The organism is Rhizobium sp. BK251, from assembly GCF_004345245.1.
Classification (GTDB): Bacteria; Pseudomonadota; Alphaproteobacteria; order Rhizobiales; family Rhizobiaceae; genus Rhizobium.
The window spans coordinates 288,559-304,418 of the sequence record NZ_SLUQ01000005.1 but is presented as its reverse complement, the minus strand read 5'-3'; the positions used below and the strand labels follow the sequence as shown (position 1 = coordinate 304,418).

Below are 15,860 nucleotides of genomic sequence, written 5' to 3'. Positions count from 1 at the left end.
TGAAATCAGCCGATGCCTACCCCTTATAAACGGGACGGCGTGGCGCGAGGGAAGGACGTTCCGTTGACTGAAGCACTCAATCTTCTGACCGATATCGACGGCATCTCCGTGGGTCATTGCACCGATCCAATTCTCGCCTCGGGCGTGACCGCCATCATCTTCGACGAACCGGTGATCGCTTCCGGTACCGTTCTTGGCGGCGCGCCCGGCGGGCGCGATACGGGCCTGCTCGACCCGGCGATGACGGTGGACAGGGTCGACGCCTTCGTGCTTTCGGGCGGGTCCGCATTCGGGCTCGATGCCGCAGGCGGCGTGCAGGCAGGCCTGCGCGAGACTGGCCGTGGCCTGCAGGTGGGTTCTGTTCTCGTACCGATCGTGCCGCAGGCAATCCTGATGGACCTTCTGAACGGCGGCAACAAGGAATGGGGTCGTCACTCGCCGTATCGCGACATGGGCTACGACGCATTCGTCGCGGCCCGCAAGGGCGCCTTCGAGCTAGGCACCGCCGGCGCGGGGACCGGCGCAACGACAGCAACCTTCAAGGGCGGCCTGGGTTCCGCTAGCGCCACGACATCGTCGGGCCATCGGATCGCTGCCCTCGTCGCCGTCAATGCGCTGGGCTCGGCGACGATCGGAGAAGGACCGCATTTCTGGGCAGCGCCCTTTGAGAGGAACCGCGAATTCGGCGGGCTCGGCCTTCCGCCCATGATCAACGACGCCGACACGGCGATGCGAATCAAGGGCGTGAAGGTCACAGCCACGACCATCGGGGTTATCGCAACGGACACCACGCTCACAAAGGCCGAAGCCCACCGGCTTTCGATCATGGCGCATGACGGGCTTGCCAGGGCGCTGCTACCGGCACATCTGCCTTTCGACGGCGACACGATCTTTGCCGCAGCCACTGGTGCACGCCCGCTCGATGGGATGCCCGACTTCATGGAACTTTGCCATCTGGCGACAAGCGTGATGGCGCGGGCAGTGGCACGCGGGATATACGAGGCAACGGCGCTGCTGGTCGACGGAGCGCAGGCTGCTTGGCGCGACCGATTCGCGGGGGCGAGCAACTAGGCAGGTCGGCGTGCGCACCGCAGCGCGCGGCGCGAAGCTGACGTCAATGTCTCGGGAAAGGAATGACGCGACCGGCCGCGCCGATCCAAAGCGTAGCCACTTCGGCTACAGCGAGCCACAAATTCGCAATTTTGTGAATGTTGGGGTAGTGACACTATTTTAGTAAAAGGCCGGGTGCGCCCTCGGCCCGGCAAGGGGGATAGCATGATCGCGTTTTCAGGTTCGCACTGGCTGCGAATTTTTCGGCAGGCGTCCTTCGCGGTCGTCTCCTCGGCGGGCCTGCTTTTGGCAGGGCTCACCCAAGCCGAAGCGGCGAAAACGACACTCGCCCTAGGAATGAGCGTCGAGCCGACCGGACTTGACCCCACGATCGCCGCGCCCGTCGCCATCGGGCAGGTTACCTGGCAGAACGTCTTCGAGGGTCTCGTCGCAATTGACGAGAATGGCAGGATTCAGCCCCAGCTTGCCAAGACCTGGAATATCTCCCGCGACGGCCTCATCTACACGTTCCAGCTCCAGAGCGGCGTGAAATTCCATGACGGCGAGGTTTTCGATTCCTCCACTGCGAAGTTTGCGCTCGACCGCGCCCGCGGCGCGGACTCCGTCAATCCGCAAAAGCGCTTTTTCGCCTCCATCGCCTCGATCGATACGCCCGACTCCGAAACGCTCATCCTGCGCCTGTCCGCCCCGACGGGAAGGCTGCTCTACTGGCTAGGCTGGCCGGCCTCCGTGATGGTCGGAACGAAATCCTCTGCCAACGACAAGACGACGCCGATCGGCACCGGCCCGTTCAAGTTCGTCACCTGGGCGAAAGGCGACCATGTCGAGCTCGAAAGGAACCGCGACTACTGGAACAAGGACCGGCAGGCCAAACTAGACAAGGTTACCTTCCGCTTCATTTCCGACCCGCAAGCGCAGGCCGCGGCCCTGCAATCCGGCGATCTCGACGCCTTTCCGGAATTCGCAGCGCCGGAATTGATGAGCTCTTTCGAGGGCGATCCGCGGCTGACCACGAGAATCGGCAATACCGAGCTCAAGGTCGTGGCGGGCATGAACAATGCGCGCAAGCCTTTCAGCGACAAGCGCGTACGACAGGCGCTGATGATGGCGATCGATAGGCAAACGCTCATCGAGGGCGCCTGGTCCGGCCTCGGCACGGCCATCGGCAGCCACTACACGCCCAACGATCCGGGCTACCAGATCATGACCGGAGTTCTGCCCTACGACCCGGAACAGGCGAAGGAGCTGCTTGCGGAGGCTGGCTATCCGCACGGCTTCACCTTCACCATCAAGACGCCGCAGATGGCCTATGCGCCGCGCAGCGCCCAGATCATACAGGCGATGCTGGCCGAAGTCGGCGTCACCATGAACATCGAGCCGACCGAATTCCCCGCGAAATGGGTACAGGACGTTTTCACGGGCAGGGACTACGACATGACGATCGTCGCCCATGCCGAGCCGCTGGACATCGATATCTATTCGCGCGATCCTTACTACTTCAACTATAACAACCCGGCCTTCAACGACATCATGAAGAAGGTGCAGGAAACGGCCAATACCGAGGAGCAGAACAGGCTCTACGGTGAGGCCCAGAGGATTATCGCGGAAGACGTGCCCGCTCTCTATCTCTTCGTGATGCCGAAGCTGGGCGTCTGGGACAAGAAGCTAAAGGGCCTTTGGGAAGACGAGCCGATCCCCTCCAACGTCCTCAGAGACGTCTCCTGGGAAGAATAGCTCCTTAGCCGACTTCCTTGCCATGCTTTGATCTCGGGAATGGGATGGAATGATCGCTCTTCTATCGCGTAGGATAACGAGCCTGCTGGTGACGCTCCTCGCCGTCTCGCTGCTGGTCTTCGTCATCATGGAGCTTTTGCCGGGCGATCCTGCCTCGATTATGCTGGGTACCTCGGCAACGCCGGAAACGCTTGCCGCGCTGCGCCACGATCTCGGCCTCGACCAGCCGCTCATCCTGCGATATGGGCGTTGGCTTGCCGGCGCGCTCAGCGGCGATCTCGGCCAGTCCTATACCTACGGCGTTCCGGTCGCCGGGCTGCTTCTTGAAAGGCTCGCCGTCACATTGCCCCTCGCGGTGATGGCCATTGTCCTCTCGCTTCTTGTCGCCGTGCCGTTCGGTGTCCTTGCGGCTTCGCATCGCGGGCGCCTGCTGGATGTGGCAGCCTCGATATTTTCCCAGGCGAGCGTCGCGGTCCCCGCCTTCTGGGTAGCGCTTCTGCTCATCATCCTGTTTTCGACAAGGCTCGGCTGGATGCCCGCAGGCGGCTTTCCGGGATGGGAGGCAGGAGCGCTGCCGGCATTTCGCGCCCTTCTTCTGCCCGCGATCGCGCTTGCCCTGCCCCAGGCCGGAGTGCTCACCCGCGTCACGCGCTCGGCAATGCTCGACACGCTTCACGAGGACTTCGCACGTACAGCGCTCGCCAAGGGCCTTTCCCCTTCCTTCGTGCTGTGGCGCCACGTCCTGCCGAATGCACTCGTGCCGATCCTGACGATCCTCGGGCTGCAATTCACCTTCCTGGTCGCCGGCGCCGTACTCGTCGAGAACGTGTTCAACCTTCCCGGACTGGGGCGGCTTGCCTACCAGGCGCTGTCGCAGCGCGACGTTATCGTCATGCAGGACGTGGTCCTGCTCTTCTCCGGTCTCGTCCTCATCGTGAACTTCCTCGTCGACCTCTCCTACCTCGCGATCGATCCGCGAATGAGAAGCGGGACCTGACCATGGCGCCGCTCTTCGACGTACCGACGATCAATCGGCTTCACATGCTGAGCCGCCGCCCGGGGCTTGTCGCCGGCGCGGCCATTACAGGGATGCTCGGCTGCATCGCATTGCTTTCTCTCGTCTGGACGCCAGCCCCGCCGGCAAGGATGCAGATCATCCACAAGCTGCAGCCGCCCCTGTCCTACGGCCTGCTTGGCACTGACCAGTTCGGGCGGGACATGCTTTCGATGCTGATGGTCGGGTGCTGGAATTCGCTGTCGGTATCGCTGGCGGCCGTCGCGATCGGCGGAACAACAGGCACCATTCTCGGTCTCGCCGCGGCCGCAAGGCGCGGCCTCTTCGAAGGCCTGCTCATGCGCGCCTGCGACGTCATCTTTTCCGTACCGCCGATCCTCTCCGCCATGGTGCTGGGCGCCTTCCTCGGCGCGGGCCGGCTCACCGCAATCGCCGCCATCGCGACCTTCATGATTCCGGTCTTCGCCCGCGTCTCGCTTGCCTCGGCGTTGCAGGCCTGGAGCCGGGAATATGTGACGGCGGCGCGCGGCATCGGCGACAGCCAGTTCACCATCTCGGTGCGCCATGTCCTGCCCAATGTCGCAAGCCCGCTCATCGTGCAGGCGACGATCCAGCTCGGGCTCGCTATTCTGACCGAGGCGGGACTTTCCTTCCTCGGCCTCGGTCTGGCACCGCCCGCCCCGACATGGGGGCGAATGCTGGCGGAATCCCAGACGTATCTCTCGCTTGCGCCGTGGCTTGCGATTCTCCCGGGACTTGCAATCGCGATCTCCGTCCTTGGCTTCAACCTCCTTGGAGATGGCCTGCGCGACCTCCTCGATCCGCGAGAGGTCCGGCGATGAGGATATGCTCTAGGACGACGGATTTGAGAGATTGCCCATGACCGAAACGGATATTTCGATCCTCGAACTGCGCCGGCACTTCTCCAAGCGGGATCTCTCGCCGCTGGAATACTGGCTCGCCCTGGAGCCGCATATCGCTGCGTGGGAGCCGAGCATCTGCGCGCTTTACGCCTATGACCCGGAAGAAGCTCGCAGGCAGGCCCAGGCATCGACAGAGCGCTGGGCAAAGCGCCGGCCAATGGGTCCTCTCGACGGTATACCGGTGACCCTCAAGGAACTGATAGCAACGCAAGGCCAGCCGGTCCCGCTCGGCACCAGGGCGGTCGAACTCGTCCCGGCGGATGCCGACGCACCGATCGCGGCACGGCTGCGCGAGGATGGTGCCGTGATCTTCGCGAAGACCACCTGCCCCGACTACGGCATGCTCACCTCGGGGCTTTCCAGTTTCCACCACCTCAGTCGAAACCCATGGGACATTTCACAGAATCCGGGAGGATCGAGTGCGGGCGCGGCAGCGGCAGCGGCGGCAGGATACGGCCCCCTGCATATCGGGACGGACATCGGCGGCTCAGTCCGGCTGCCGGCCGGCTGGACAGGCGTTTTCGGCTTCAAGCCGAGCCATGGCCGCATTCCCGTCGATCCCTACTACGTCGGACGATGCGCCGGCCCGATGGTACGCAGGGTCGAGGATGCCGCCTATTCGATGGCAACGCTCTCGCGGCCGGACTGGAGGGATGGTACAAGCCTGCCGCCGAACGAGATCGACTGGATGGACCTCTACATCGATGTGCGCGGCATGCGGATCGGGCTGATGCTCGACGCCGGCTGCGGCCTGCCCGTCGATCCAGAGGTGCATGAGGCTGTGGTCGCCGCGGCAAAGCTCTTCGAACGAGCCGGTGCCGTCATCGAGGAAGTCCGGCCGGTATTGACCCGGGACATGCTGAATGGGCTCGACAATTTCTGGCGCGCAAAATTCTGGGGCGACATCGCCGGTCTCAGCGAGGAACGGCGCTCGATGATCCTTCCCTATATCCACGAATGGGCGCGCCGTGGAGCCACGCTGACAGGCCTCGAAGTGGTTCGCGGCTTCAACCAGACTATAGAGATGCGCAAGGCCTGTGGCCGGCTGTTCACGACGGTCGACGCCGTGCTTTCGCCGACCAACCCCATCGTCTCCTATCCGGCGGATTGGGCATCACCCACCAACGATCCGGAGCGGCCCTTCGAGCATATCGGATTCACCGTGCCGTGGAACATGTCGGAGCAGCCGGCCTCCTCGATCAATTGCGGCTTCTCGAAATCCGGCATGCCGATCGGCCTGCAGATCGTCGGGCCGCGCTTCGACGACATGCGCGTGCTGCGGCTCTCGAAGGCCTTCGAGAACTGGTGGGGTGGCGCCGACAGATGGCCGCAACCGCCGACTGCTTGCTGAGGGCAGCTCGTCTTCAGAGCGTCGCCGCCCCCTTTTCCTCGCTATCGGCGCCGAGCTCCTGCAGAGCCTTCTCCACCATCCGCAGGTCGTCCTGCAGACCGTCATCCGCTGCCATGGGGCTTTCGGTCGCGGCGCGCTGCACGCCGCGCGCCTCGCTCTGGAGCGTGCGGAGACGGTCAATCTTCGCACCAATCGCCTGGCTCTTGTCGCCGAGGATTTCCCGAACCTTCTGCTTCATCGAAGAAATCGCCATGACATTGCTCCTCTCAAGCGTTCCGATGTCTTGAGATGCAACGGGCTCGGCGAAGGATGGTTCCGGGCTCAGATACGCGGGCGACGATAGCCCGTCGGCTGCGCGTACAGCCAGCCGATCCGCTTGACGGCGGCCTCGAAGTTCTCGCGCGCCACGCTCATGGTGTGACCGCTGGCATGGAGGATGGTGCTCTCGTCCTCCATGATCGCGACATGCCCCTTCCAGAAGACCAGATCGCCGCGTCCGAGCTGCGTACGGCCGATCATCTCGCCGAGACCTTCCGACTGCATGTCGGTGTCGCGCGGGGCGGCCCTTCCGGTCATCAGCAGCGAAAGCTGTACGAGGCCCGAACAGTCGATGCCGAGGCCGGATCGCCCACCCCAGAGATACGGCGTGCCCAGAAAGCGCGCCGCGATCTCGACATAGTCAGCACCGTCGAGCGCGCCGAGCGGCTGTACGTGCTTCGCAAAGATCGCGGTCCCATCCTCCAGCACGACATAGTGGTTGCCGCGGGTTTCAGCCTCGCCGGCGATCCTTACGCGGCTGCCCATCGAGAGGGTTCGGGAATAGGGCTTGCGCAGTTCCGGCTCCGGATAGACGAACGTGCGCTGCACGGTAACGATGTGAGTGGGCGCCGCGCCAGGCTCTTCCAGCGCGTCCTGCGGCAGGTATCCGACATAGCCGTCCGACACCGCCTTCACCCAGCACCAGCCGTCGGCGCGGTCGAAGACGGTCACCTCTTCGCCGAGGAGTAATTCAGTGTCGATTCCGGTGGCGAGATCCGGCTTCGGGCGCAGCGCCACGACCGGAAGGGCGACCCGCGCCGGCGTTCCGCTGACAAAGCGTTGCGCATCGACCTGGTCTTGAAGCGCCATCTCCGCGAGGTCCGGGCGGAAGGCATGCAGGCGGCGATCGAAGTTGGTCATTTCATTCCTCTCAAACCGGAAGACGGCGGCCCTGGTCTCGCACGAGGTCGCAGAGCTTCTCGAGATAGAGCGCGCCCGCGACCGTCCGCTTGATGACGACATTTCTGCGGTCGCTGTCATCGCGTACGCGATCGACCAGCCCCAATTCGCCCATCGTGTCAAGCGCCCGCGTGATGACCGGCTTGGTGACTTCGAGCGTCGCGGCAAGCCCGCGGACGGTATGCGGCGGCGGCACGAGATAGATATGCAACAGGATAGCCATCTGCCGCAGGGTCAGATCCCGCCTGTCCTGCCGGACTTGCTCCAGCACAACGCCATGCCACAAACCAAGCGCCTGCGAGGCGGTCAACTCAATGGGCAACAGGAACTCCGAAACCGTTACGCTGACGTTCCATTTTTCCGCAACTCGCCCGCAAGGACAAGAGGCGGCGCAAAGCGCCGCCTTTCAAGGTGAATAAAATTCTAACGAACGCTGTTTCGAATGTGATGGTAGAGGGCCCGGATCGCCTGCGCCTCGCCACCGCCGGGTGAATGCGGCCGTTCGGATTGCGCCCAGCCGTAGATGTCGAAATGGACCCAGCTCGGCGTCTTCGTGACGAAGCGTTTCAGGAAGAGCGCCGCGGTGATCGAGCCCGCCATTCCGCCGGAAGGCGAATTGGTGATGTCGGCGAACTTGCTGCGGATATCCTTGTCGTAGCCCATATAGAGCGGCATGCGCCACAGCGGATCGTCCGTTTCCAGGCTCGCCTCGGTCAGGTCGTGCGCAAGGCCGTCGTCATCCGTGTAGAAGGGCGGCAGATCGGGGCCGAGCGCCACGCGGGCGGCTCCCGTCAGCGTCGCCATATCGACCATCAGGTCAGGAGCTTCCTCATCTGCATAGGCGAGCGCGTCGGCGAGGATCAGCCTGCCCTCGGCGTCGGTGTTGTCGATCTGGACGGTCAGGCCCTTGCGGCTGCGGTAGATATCGCCGGGACGGAAGGCGTTCGAGGAGATAGAGTTCTCGACCACCGGGACGATGACGCGCAGGTCCACCTTGAGCTTCGCATCCATGATCATCAGCGCCAGGCCCATGACGTTGGCGGCGCCACCCATGTCCTTCTTCATCAAAAGCATGGAGGCCGCCGACTTGATGTCGAGGCCGCCCGTATCGAAGCAGACGCCCTTGCCGACCAGCGTCACCTTGCGATAGCCCTTCTTGCCCCAGCGCAGTTCCAGGAGGCGCGGCGCGTCTGCGCTGGCGCGGCCCACCGTGTGGACCAGCGGGAAGTTCTCCTTCAGGAGATCATCGCCGATGATGACCGACATCTCCGCCTTGTAGTGCTCGGCAAGGCCGCGGAAGGCGGCCTCGAGCTGCTCGGGTCCCATGTCGTTCGTCGGAGTATTGATGAGATCGCGAGCAAGGAAGACACCCGCCAGTTGGCGCTTGATGTCGGCCGCATCGGCATCGCGCGGGATCAGCAGTGTCGGCGCCGCGGTCTTTTCGGACTTGTAGCGATCGAAACGGTAGCTGCCGAGCCCGAAGCCCAGCGAAAGGCGATTTGCGGTGAGCGGTGCGGTCTCGATATGCCAGTCGCCGGCCGGCAGGGTGCGGGCGAGCTTGCCGGTGAGGAATGGCTGTTCTGAAGGATTGGCACCGAGGCCGAAGAGCGCACCGCCGAGGTGGCCGCCCTCGGTCGGGATCAGGAGAAGCGAGCCGCTGTCGGCCTTGTAGCCGGCCTTGTGCGCCCAATCGAGCGCGATCGGGTCGATCGTGCCGGTCTCGATGTGCGCAGGCGTCACGGCAAAGATCGGGAGAGTCTTGCTACCTTTCGTGTTGAAAGGGGTCGGTCGTTCGATGTACTGATAGGGGGCCATAACAATCCTTTGGTCATGCAAAGCGGAATCGGGGCGATTAACTCTCTGTTAGGCTTAACAGATTATTGCTTGAGTGGAGATTGCGTCAAACCTTCCCTGTTCCGCTTTGAGGCCAGGCGCACGAATCGGGACCTCGGGAACACGCAATGACTTCCAGGATAATGCCGTCCGCGCTCAAGATCCGCGTTCTGCAGGGCGCCAGCGCCGCGCTCGTCGCGATTGCACTTTCCGGGTGCTCGACCACCAGCGACAAGATCACGACCGGCACAATTCCCAAGCTTTCCAAGCCAGCCGAGGAAATGAACACGACGGAACTCAGGTCGGCGACGGACCGCATGGGCGCCGCCTATGAGAAGAACCCGAAGGATCGCGACGCCGGGATAGGCTATGCGAACCTCCTGCGCATGAGCGGCCGCGATGCCCAGGCGCTCGCCGTGATGCAGCAGGTGGCGATTGCCAATCCGCAGGACCGCGGCGTGCTGGCCGCCTACGGCAAGGCACAGGCCGCAGCCGGGCAGCTCGAGCAGGCGCTCGACACCATCACTCGGGCCCAGACGCCGGACCGCCCGGACTGGAAGCTCATCTCCGCCGAAGGCGCCATCCTCGACCAGCTCGGACGCAGCAGCGAGGCCCGCAGCCGCTACCGCGACGCGCTGGATATCCAGCCGAACGAACCGTCGGTCCTTTCCAACCTCGGCATGTCCTATGTGCTGACAAACGATCCCCGTACGGCCGAAACCTACCTGCGTTCGGCCGCCGACCAGCCCGGCGCGGACAGCCGCGTGCGCCAGAACCTCGCCCTCGTCGTTGGTCTCCAGGGCCGCTTCCCGGAAGCCGAGGAAATTGCCCGCCGCGAGCTTTCTCCCCAGCAGGCGGACGCCAATGTCGCCTACCTGCGCGCCATGCTCTCCCAGCAGAATTCCTGGCAGAAGCTCGCGAGCAAGGACCAGCCGACCCCAGCCGTCAACTAGAGCATTTCGTTCTCTTCGAATTACAGAAACGCTCTGTCGCGTTGTTTTTGAGCAATTTCGGACGCAAAACCGCTTCGCGTTTTTGCTGGAATTGCTCTGGCGCCTTCCACCCTTGCGGGAAGTGCTGCCGTGGCGCGATGAGCCGCGTCATCTCGCTCGCCGACGCTCCTGAAAGCCCTATCAGAACTTGTCGGAGACCTGGATGCCCGCGGGGCCAAGGATGACGGCGATGAGAACGGGCAGGAAAAACAGGATCATCGGCACGGTGAGCTTCGGCGGCAGGGCGGCCGCCTTCTTTTCGGCTTCGTTCATGCGCTCGTCACGCCCTTCCTGGGCCAGCACACGCAGCGCAGACGCGACCGGCGTGCCGTATCGGTCTGCCTGGATGAGCGCCTGCGTCACCGCCTTGACGATATCGATCTGCGTGCGCGTGGCGAGATTGTCCAGTGCGGCGCGGCGATCCTGGAGGAAGGAGAGTTCGGCCGTCGTCAACACCATTTCCTCGGCGAGCGCCGGCGACTGTTCGCCCATCTCCTCCGAGACGCGACGCATGGCAGCCTCGATCGAGATACCCGATTCGACGCAGATCAGCATAAGGTCGAGCGCATCCGGCCAGGCACGCTTGATCGAGTGCTGGCGCTTGCCCATGCGGTTCGAGACATAGATGTTCGGTAGGTAGAAGCCGACGTAAGCGGCTCCAACAACGGCCAGCACGCGGATGCCGAAGGCCTTTTCGGCAAGATTGCCGAGCCCGAAAACCCAAATCCCGGCGGCCGTAAGAAAGATGAACGGCAGGAGGAAGCGCGCCACGAGAAACATGTTCAGCGCGTTTTCCGAGCGGAAGCCCGCCGCGCGCAGGCGGTTGACCGTGTTGGCGTCGGCGAGCGCCTGCTTGAGGTTGAAGCGGTCGACGATCTGGCGGACTGGACGACTGTTCTGGCTTCTGAGCGAGGCCTTGTTGGCTCCGCCCTCCGTGTTCAGCTTGGCGCGCTCGCGAGCGCGGATAAGGTCGCGTTCGGTCGACACCGCCTTCATGCGCTTGCTGAGGTCGCCTCGCTCGAAGAACGGTATGGCAACCGTATAGAAGGTTGCGAACACGGCGATCGCCACGAAGACGGCAATCAGCATGCCCGGCTCGGTCAGTCTGGCGGCAAGCTCTTGTGACATTCTCAGCCTCCGGTCAGATTTCGAAATTGACCATGTTGCGCATGACCATGATGCCGATCGACATCCATACCCCGGAGAGACCCAGGATCAGGTGGCCGCGGGAATCGGTGAAGAGGATCGAGATGTATTGCGGCGACGTCAGGTAGACGAGCAGCGCGACGATGAATGGCAGCGCGCCGATGATACACGCAGAGGCCTTGGCCTCCATCGACAGCGCCTTGATCTTGGCCTTCATCTTCTTGCGCTCGCGCAGAACCCTCGAAAGATTGCCGATCGCTTCGGAAAGGTTGCCGCCGGCCTGCGACTGGATGGCGATAACGATCGCAAAGAAGTTCACCTCCTGAAGCGGCATGTAATTTATCATGCGTGCGCAGCCATCCGCGACGCTGAGGCCGACCTGCTGGGACTCGACCACGCGCCGAAACTCACTCTTGACGGGCTCGCGCGCCTCTGAAGCGACAAGCCGCAACGCGTCGTTGAGCGGCAGGCCCGAACGGATCGAACGGACGATCACATCAAGCGCATTCGGAAGCTCGTCCAGGAATTTGTTCTGCCGGCGCTTCACGAGGAAACCCAGCACCCAGCGCGGCAGGCCGAGCCCGACGGCGATTGGAAGACCGAGGACGACGACAAGCGGCGCACCGGCAATGAAGGAGACGGCAAGAACGAAGAGACCCAAGACGGCGCTGAACACGTGAAATTTCGCGGGCGTTACGGAGAGGCCCGCCTGATTGAGCCGCGACTTCAGCGATAGCGTGCTCTTGGATTTTTCGAGATGGCGCTTCTCGATATCCTTCAGCGAATCCTGCACCGACTTGCGCCGCTTCGACATTTCCTGCACGCGGTCGCGGGCGGCCTTGACCTTGACGCGATCGGTTTCGGCCGACTTGACGCGATTGACGCGGCTTTCGGCCTTCTTCTCCGTTTCGATCCTGGAAAAGAGCACGACATAGCACACCGCCGCCGCGGAAACGGCAGCGAGCGCGACTATGGCAAGCACGATCGGATCGATCCCGAACATTGTAGTTCTTCCTAGTTCGACTTGGTTTCCATCTCGTCCAGTGCCGCAGCCAGACGCTTTTCCTCGTTGTAGTAGCGGGCGCGATCCCAGAAGTTCGGTTTGCCGATCCCTGTCGAGATATGACGGCCGATGATGCGGCCGTTCGCATCTTCGCCCTCGATCTCGTAACGCATGAGATCTTGGGTGATGATCACGTCGCCTTCCATGCCGATCACCTCGGTGATCTGCGTGATGCGGCGCGAGCCGTCGCGAAGACGCGCAGCCTGGATGACGATGTCGACCGAGCCGGAAATGATTTCTCGGACAGTCTTCGCAGGCAGCGAGAAGCCGCCCATGGCGATCATCGATTCCATACGGCTCAGGCACTCGCGTGGCGTATTGGCGTGGATCGTCCCCATTGAGCCGTCGTGGCCGGTGTTCATCGCCTGCAGAAGGTCGAAGACCTCCGGTCCGCGCACTTCGCCGACGATGATGCGTTCGGGACGCATGCGCAGGCAGTTCTTGACGAGGTCGCGCATGGTGATCTCGCCTTCGCCTTCGATGTTCGGCGGGCGGGTTTCGAGGCGCACGACATGCGGCTGCTGGAGCTGCAGCTCGGCGGTATCCTCGCAGGTGATGACGCGTTCTTCCTTGTCGATATAGTTGGTCAGGCAGTTCAGAAGCGTCGTCTTGCCCGAGCCGGTACCGCCTGAAATGACGATGTTGCAGCGGACGCGGCCGATGATCTGCAGCAGCGTCGCGCCCTGCGGCGTGATCGCACCGAAGCGCACGAGCTGGTCGAGCGTCAGCTTGTCCTTCTTGAACTTGCGGATCGTGAGTGCCGGCCCGTCGATGGCAAGCGGCGGCGCGATGACGTTAACGCGCGAGCCGTCGGGCAGGCGGGCGTCGCAGATCGGGCTCGATTCGTCGACGCGGCGGCCGACCTGGCTGACGATCCGCTGGCAGATCGACAGCAACTGACCGTTATCACGGAAGCGGATGTCGGACTCGATCGTCTTGCCGCCCACTTCGATGAAGGTCTGGCCGGCGCCGTTGACCATGATGTCGGCAATGTCGTCGCGAGCCAGCAGCGGTTCGAGCGGACCATATCCGAGCACGTCGTTGCAGATGTCCTCGAGCAGTTCCTCCTGCTCGGAAATCGACATCGCGAAGTTCTTGATCGTGATGATGTCGTTGACGATGTCGCGGATTTCCTCACGCGCGCTTTCGGCGTCGAGCTTCGAAAGCTGCGACAGGTCGATCGTATCGATCAGCGCGGAAAAGACCTGCGACTTGGTATCGTAATATTCCTCGGTGCGCGCCGGGCGGCGGCGCTGTGCTGCGGGCGCAGGGGGTGGCGCCAGCGGCTGGCGCGGCGCGGTATCGCGAGCCGCATCGGGAAGGATGCCGGGTGACGGTATCGCGGCGGCCGGGGCAGCCGGAATTGGTGGCGGGACGGGAGACACGCTTCCGCCGAAGCCACCCTGGCCAAATCCTTCGTTTCCACGCTTTCCAAACATACCAGCCTGTCCAGTCTAACCCATTGTCCGGTTCATCTGCGCTTGAGCAGGCCAAGCAGGCCGCCCTTTTTCGCCTTTTTCACCGCCACGCGACCGGTGACGATATGCGCGACCTGAGAAAAGGTCTCGGCCACGGGGGATTTCGCATCCATCTCCGAGATCATCCGTCCGCTATTGGCCGCATTGCCGAAGAGATTGATGTCGAAGGGAATGATTGCGATCGGATCGGCCTCGAGCGGCTCGCAGAATTCGGAGGGAGCGATCTCCGGGCGCTTCGGCATTCCTACCTGGTTGAGGATCAGGTGCGGAGCCTTGTCGTTCGGCCTCAGCCGCCGCAAGGCATCGAGCATGTTCTTGGCATTGCGCAGGTTCGCAAGATCTGGAACGGCGCAGATCACCACTTCGTCCACCGCGGCCAGCACGGAACGGGTCCATTCCGACCAGGCATGCGGCACGTCCAGCACGGAAACGGGCGCGCTGCGCTGGAGGACGTCGAGAACCGGCTGGAAGGCGCTCGCTTCGAAATCATAGGCGCGGTCGAGCATCGAGGGAGCTGCAAGCAGCGACAGATGCTCGGAGCATTTCGTCAGCAGGCGATCGAGAAAGACCTCGTCCAGCCGCTCGGGCGCAAAGACTGCCTCGGCAATGCCCTGCGCGGGATCCTGGTCGAAGTCGATGTTTGCGGTTCCGTAAGGCAGATCCAGATCGGCAAGGATCGTCTCGGTCGAAAAGAGATTGGAGATGCCGAAGGCGCAGTTGTGCGCGATCGTGGAGGCGCCAACCCCGCCCTTGGCGCCGATGAAGGCAATACTGCGGCCGAGCGGCTCGGCATCCGGATCGATGAATATGGCCGCCATCGCCGACAGGATGTCCTGCATCGACACCGGCTGGACGATATATTCCGAGATGCCGTTGCGGATCAGGTCGCGGTAAAGCGCGATGTCGTTGTGATAGCCGATGATCACGACCTTCGTGCTCGGGTCGCAGACGGCAGCAAGCGGGGCGAGCTCCGCAAGAAGAATCGCTGGATTTGCTCTTGTTTCGAGGACGATCAGGTTCGGCGTCGGAGCGGCGGCAAACATGTTCGCCGCCGCGGCAATGCCGCCGCTTGTGATACGGAGGCTCACCTTTGCCATGCGGCGGTCACCGCCGCAGCGCTCCATCAATTGCTGCAGCGCCTCGCTCTCGCAGAAGGCGTGGACGGAGATGCGCGGCAGAGGACGCATGTTCTCCAGGTCGCCGAGGCGCGGCATCTCATCCGGCTCCCGGAGGCTCTGCGGGCTGGCGAATTCGTAGTCGATCGCGCTCATTTTTTCCTGTCCTGAATGCAGCCGGTCCGGTCAGAAGCCGGTCGCACTAGCGCCTCTGTAGGTCTCGATCACGTTGCTGCGTTGCTCCGCATCGATCGGCGTCATTGCGCGCGGCCCCATGAGGTCCGTCGGATTGGCGATCTGTGCGGCAAGGTTGCTCTGCGATGCGCAGCCGAAATTCTGCCAGTTCCTGTTCTGGTAGAGCCCGGCGTTCATGTCCTCCGGCCATTGTCCGCACGGCGCGGTCATCGCGGTCGTCGCCACGAAGCTGAGCCGGATGGGTGCTGCTACCCCCGGGTTCGACGGGACGTAGCTGGTATCGACGATTCGCGTGGAGGGCACACCGGCGCCGACAAGTTCGCGCCGAACCTGTTTGCGCACGGCGGAAGCGGAGGCGGCGTTGGGCGAACCCTGCGGGATAAGGATATGGACGGTCCCGGAGGCACTACTGGAGTAGTTGTTGGCAAAGCCCCGGATTACGTCGCGCGTGCCGATCGTCAGGCTTCGCTCGCCGACCGCGACCGGAATGTCCAGCGTGTGCTCCGCATCGGCAAGGACGATCGGATGCCGCAGGCGATAATCCTCGGGGATGGCGCCGGTCGTCAGCTGGTCATTCGCGCAGGACTGAAGCAGGCAGGCGACTGCGACAACCGCGGCCGCGACGGCAGATCTCCTCAGGCCCGGTCGGGCGGCGTTTGCGATGTGGCCGGTCATCTTGCGGTCTTTCCCTGCTCCATTGGTCTCGGTGAGGATCATGTCTTCCTC

The 15,860-nt window shown here is 63.2% G+C and carries 15 protein-coding genes; 6 read left to right on the top strand and 9 right to left on the bottom strand.

The features are described from left to right. The first annotated feature begins 63 nt into the window (after window positions 1-63). From EV286_RS14275 to EV286_RS14255, 5 genes are all read left to right on the top strand, one after another. Complete coding sequence (locus EV286_RS14275) at window positions 64-1,071, top strand: P1 family peptidase (protein ID WP_132957803.1); 1,008 nt, start codon at window positions 64-66, stop codon at window positions 1,069-1,071. Between the two features lie 204 nt (window positions 1,072-1,275). Next, window positions 1,276-2,805 carry an ABC transporter substrate-binding protein gene (locus EV286_RS14270; RefSeq protein ID WP_132957802.1) on the top strand — a complete coding sequence of 510 codons (1,530 nt, stop codon included), beginning with the start codon at window positions 1,276-1,278 and terminating at the stop codon, window positions 2,803-2,805. A gap of 49 nt (window positions 2,806-2,854) precedes the next feature. Continuing rightward, the gene (locus EV286_RS14265) at window positions 2,855-3,802 is read left to right on the top strand and encodes an ABC transporter permease (RefSeq protein WP_132957801.1); all 948 of its coding nucleotides are present in this window, start codon (window positions 2,855-2,857) and stop codon (window positions 3,800-3,802) included. Window positions 3,803-3,804: 2 nt separating this feature from the next. Continuing rightward, on the top strand, window positions 3,805-4,662 hold the full coding sequence (locus EV286_RS14260; RefSeq protein ID WP_132957800.1) for an ABC transporter permease: 858 nt from the start codon (window positions 3,805-3,807) through the stop codon (window positions 4,660-4,662). A 37-nt stretch (window positions 4,663-4,699) separates the two neighbouring features. After that, window positions 4,700-6,094, top strand: a complete 1,395-nt coding sequence (locus tag EV286_RS14255) for an amidase (protein ID WP_132957799.1) — start codon at window positions 4,700-4,702, stop codon at window positions 6,092-6,094. 13 nt (window positions 6,095-6,107) lie between these two features. Here the strand turns inward: EV286_RS14255 and EV286_RS14250 are convergent, their stop codons facing one another. The 4 genes from EV286_RS14250 to EV286_RS14235 form a co-directional block, all read right to left on the bottom strand. Then, window positions 6,108-6,347 carry a hypothetical protein gene (locus EV286_RS14250; RefSeq protein ID WP_132957798.1) on the bottom strand — a complete coding sequence of 80 codons (240 nt, stop codon included), beginning with the start codon at window positions 6,345-6,347 and terminating at the stop codon, window positions 6,108-6,110. A gap of 68 nt (window positions 6,348-6,415) precedes the next feature. Further along, window positions 6,416-7,273 carry an NlpC/P60 family protein gene (locus tag EV286_RS14245; protein WP_132957797.1) on the bottom strand — a complete coding sequence of 286 codons (858 nt, stop codon included), beginning with the start codon at window positions 7,271-7,273 and terminating at the stop codon, window positions 6,416-6,418. A 10-nt stretch (window positions 7,274-7,283) separates the two neighbouring features. After that, window positions 7,284-7,634 carry a MarR family winged helix-turn-helix transcriptional regulator gene (locus EV286_RS14240; RefSeq protein ID WP_132957796.1) on the bottom strand — a complete coding sequence of 117 codons (351 nt, stop codon included), beginning with the start codon at window positions 7,632-7,634 and terminating at the stop codon, window positions 7,284-7,286. Window positions 7,635-7,735: 101 nt separating this feature from the next. Continuing rightward, window positions 7,736-9,127 carry a M17 family metallopeptidase gene (locus EV286_RS14235; protein ID WP_132957795.1) on the bottom strand — a complete coding sequence of 464 codons (1,392 nt, stop codon included), beginning with the start codon at window positions 9,125-9,127 and terminating at the stop codon, window positions 7,736-7,738. 161 nt (window positions 9,128-9,288) lie between these two features. Between EV286_RS14235 and EV286_RS14230 the strand changes: the two genes are divergently transcribed. After that, window positions 9,289-10,098 (top strand): tetratricopeptide repeat protein, encoded by an 810-nt coding sequence (locus tag EV286_RS14230; protein WP_132958062.1) that lies wholly within the window; start codon window positions 9,289-9,291, stop codon window positions 10,096-10,098. Between the two features lie 180 nt (window positions 10,099-10,278). Here EV286_RS14230 and EV286_RS14220 read toward each other — a convergent pair whose 3' ends face one another. The 5 genes from EV286_RS14220 to EV286_RS14200 are packed head-to-tail and all read right to left on the bottom strand — an operon-like array spanning window position 10,279 to window position 15,851. Next, window positions 10,279-11,265, bottom strand: a complete 987-nt coding sequence (locus EV286_RS14220) for a type II secretion system F family protein (protein WP_132957793.1) — start codon at window positions 11,263-11,265, stop codon at window positions 10,279-10,281. Between the two features lie 13 nt (window positions 11,266-11,278). Continuing rightward, window positions 11,279-12,286 carry a type II secretion system F family protein gene (locus EV286_RS14215; RefSeq protein WP_132957792.1) on the bottom strand — a complete coding sequence of 336 codons (1,008 nt, stop codon included), beginning with the start codon at window positions 12,284-12,286 and terminating at the stop codon, window positions 11,279-11,281. Window positions 12,287-12,297: 11 nt separating this feature from the next. Further along, the gene (locus EV286_RS14210) at window positions 12,298-13,785 is read right to left on the bottom strand and encodes a CpaF family protein (RefSeq protein WP_132957791.1); all 1,488 of its coding nucleotides are present in this window, start codon (window positions 13,783-13,785) and stop codon (window positions 12,298-12,300) included. 32 nt (window positions 13,786-13,817) lie between these two features. After that, the gene (locus tag EV286_RS14205) at window positions 13,818-15,095 is read right to left on the bottom strand and encodes a CpaE family protein (RefSeq protein ID WP_132957790.1); all 1,278 of its coding nucleotides are present in this window, start codon (window positions 15,093-15,095) and stop codon (window positions 13,818-13,820) included. Window positions 15,096-15,125: 30 nt separating this feature from the next. Beyond that, window positions 15,126-15,851 carry a CpaD family pilus assembly protein gene (locus tag EV286_RS14200; protein ID WP_245500707.1) on the bottom strand — a complete coding sequence of 242 codons (726 nt, stop codon included), beginning with the start codon at window positions 15,849-15,851 and terminating at the stop codon, window positions 15,126-15,128. Window positions 15,852-15,860 lie beyond the last annotated feature (9 nt).

Bases quoted from the DNA above. Each gene is read 5' to 3' on its own strand.
- EV286_RS14270 (WP_132957802.1), top strand. From the start codon at position 1,276: ATGATCGCGTTTTCAGGTTCGCACTGGCTGCGAATTTTTCGGCAGGCG.
- EV286_RS14265 (WP_132957801.1), top strand. From the start codon at position 2,855: ATGATCGCTCTTCTATCGCGTAGGATAACGAGCCTGCTGGTGACGCTC.
- EV286_RS14260 (WP_132957800.1), top strand. From the start codon at position 3,805: ATGGCGCCGCTCTTCGACGTACCGACGATCAATCGGCTTCACATGCTG.
- EV286_RS14255 (WP_132957799.1), top strand. From the start codon at position 4,700: ATGACCGAAACGGATATTTCGATCCTCGAACTGCGCCGGCACTTCTCC.
- EV286_RS14250 (WP_132957798.1), bottom strand. From the start codon at position 6,347: ATGGCGATTTCTTCGATGAAGCAGAAGGTTCGGGAAATCCTCGGCGAC.
- EV286_RS14245 (WP_132957797.1), bottom strand. From the start codon at position 7,273: ATGACCAACTTCGATCGCCGCCTGCATGCCTTCCGCCCGGACCTCGCG.
- EV286_RS14235 (WP_132957795.1), bottom strand. From the start codon at position 9,127: ATGGCCCCCTATCAGTACATCGAACGACCGACCCCTTTCAACACGAAA.
- EV286_RS14230 (WP_132958062.1), top strand. From the start codon at position 9,289: ATGCCGTCCGCGCTCAAGATCCGCGTTCTGCAGGGCGCCAGCGCCGCG.
- EV286_RS14220 (WP_132957793.1), bottom strand. From the start codon at position 11,265: ATGTCACAAGAGCTTGCCGCCAGACTGACCGAGCCGGGCATGCTGATT.
- EV286_RS14215 (WP_132957792.1), bottom strand. From the start codon at position 12,286: ATGTTCGGGATCGATCCGATCGTGCTTGCCATAGTCGCGCTCGCTGCC.
- EV286_RS14210 (WP_132957791.1), bottom strand. From the start codon at position 13,785: ATGTTTGGAAAGCGTGGAAACGAAGGATTTGGCCAGGGTGGCTTCGGC.
- EV286_RS14205 (WP_132957790.1), bottom strand. From the start codon at position 15,095: ATGAGCGCGATCGACTACGAATTCGCCAGCCCGCAGAGCCTCCGGGAG.
- EV286_RS14200 (WP_245500707.1), bottom strand. From the start codon at position 15,851: ATGATCCTCACCGAGACCAATGGAGCAGGGAAAGACCGCAAGATGACC.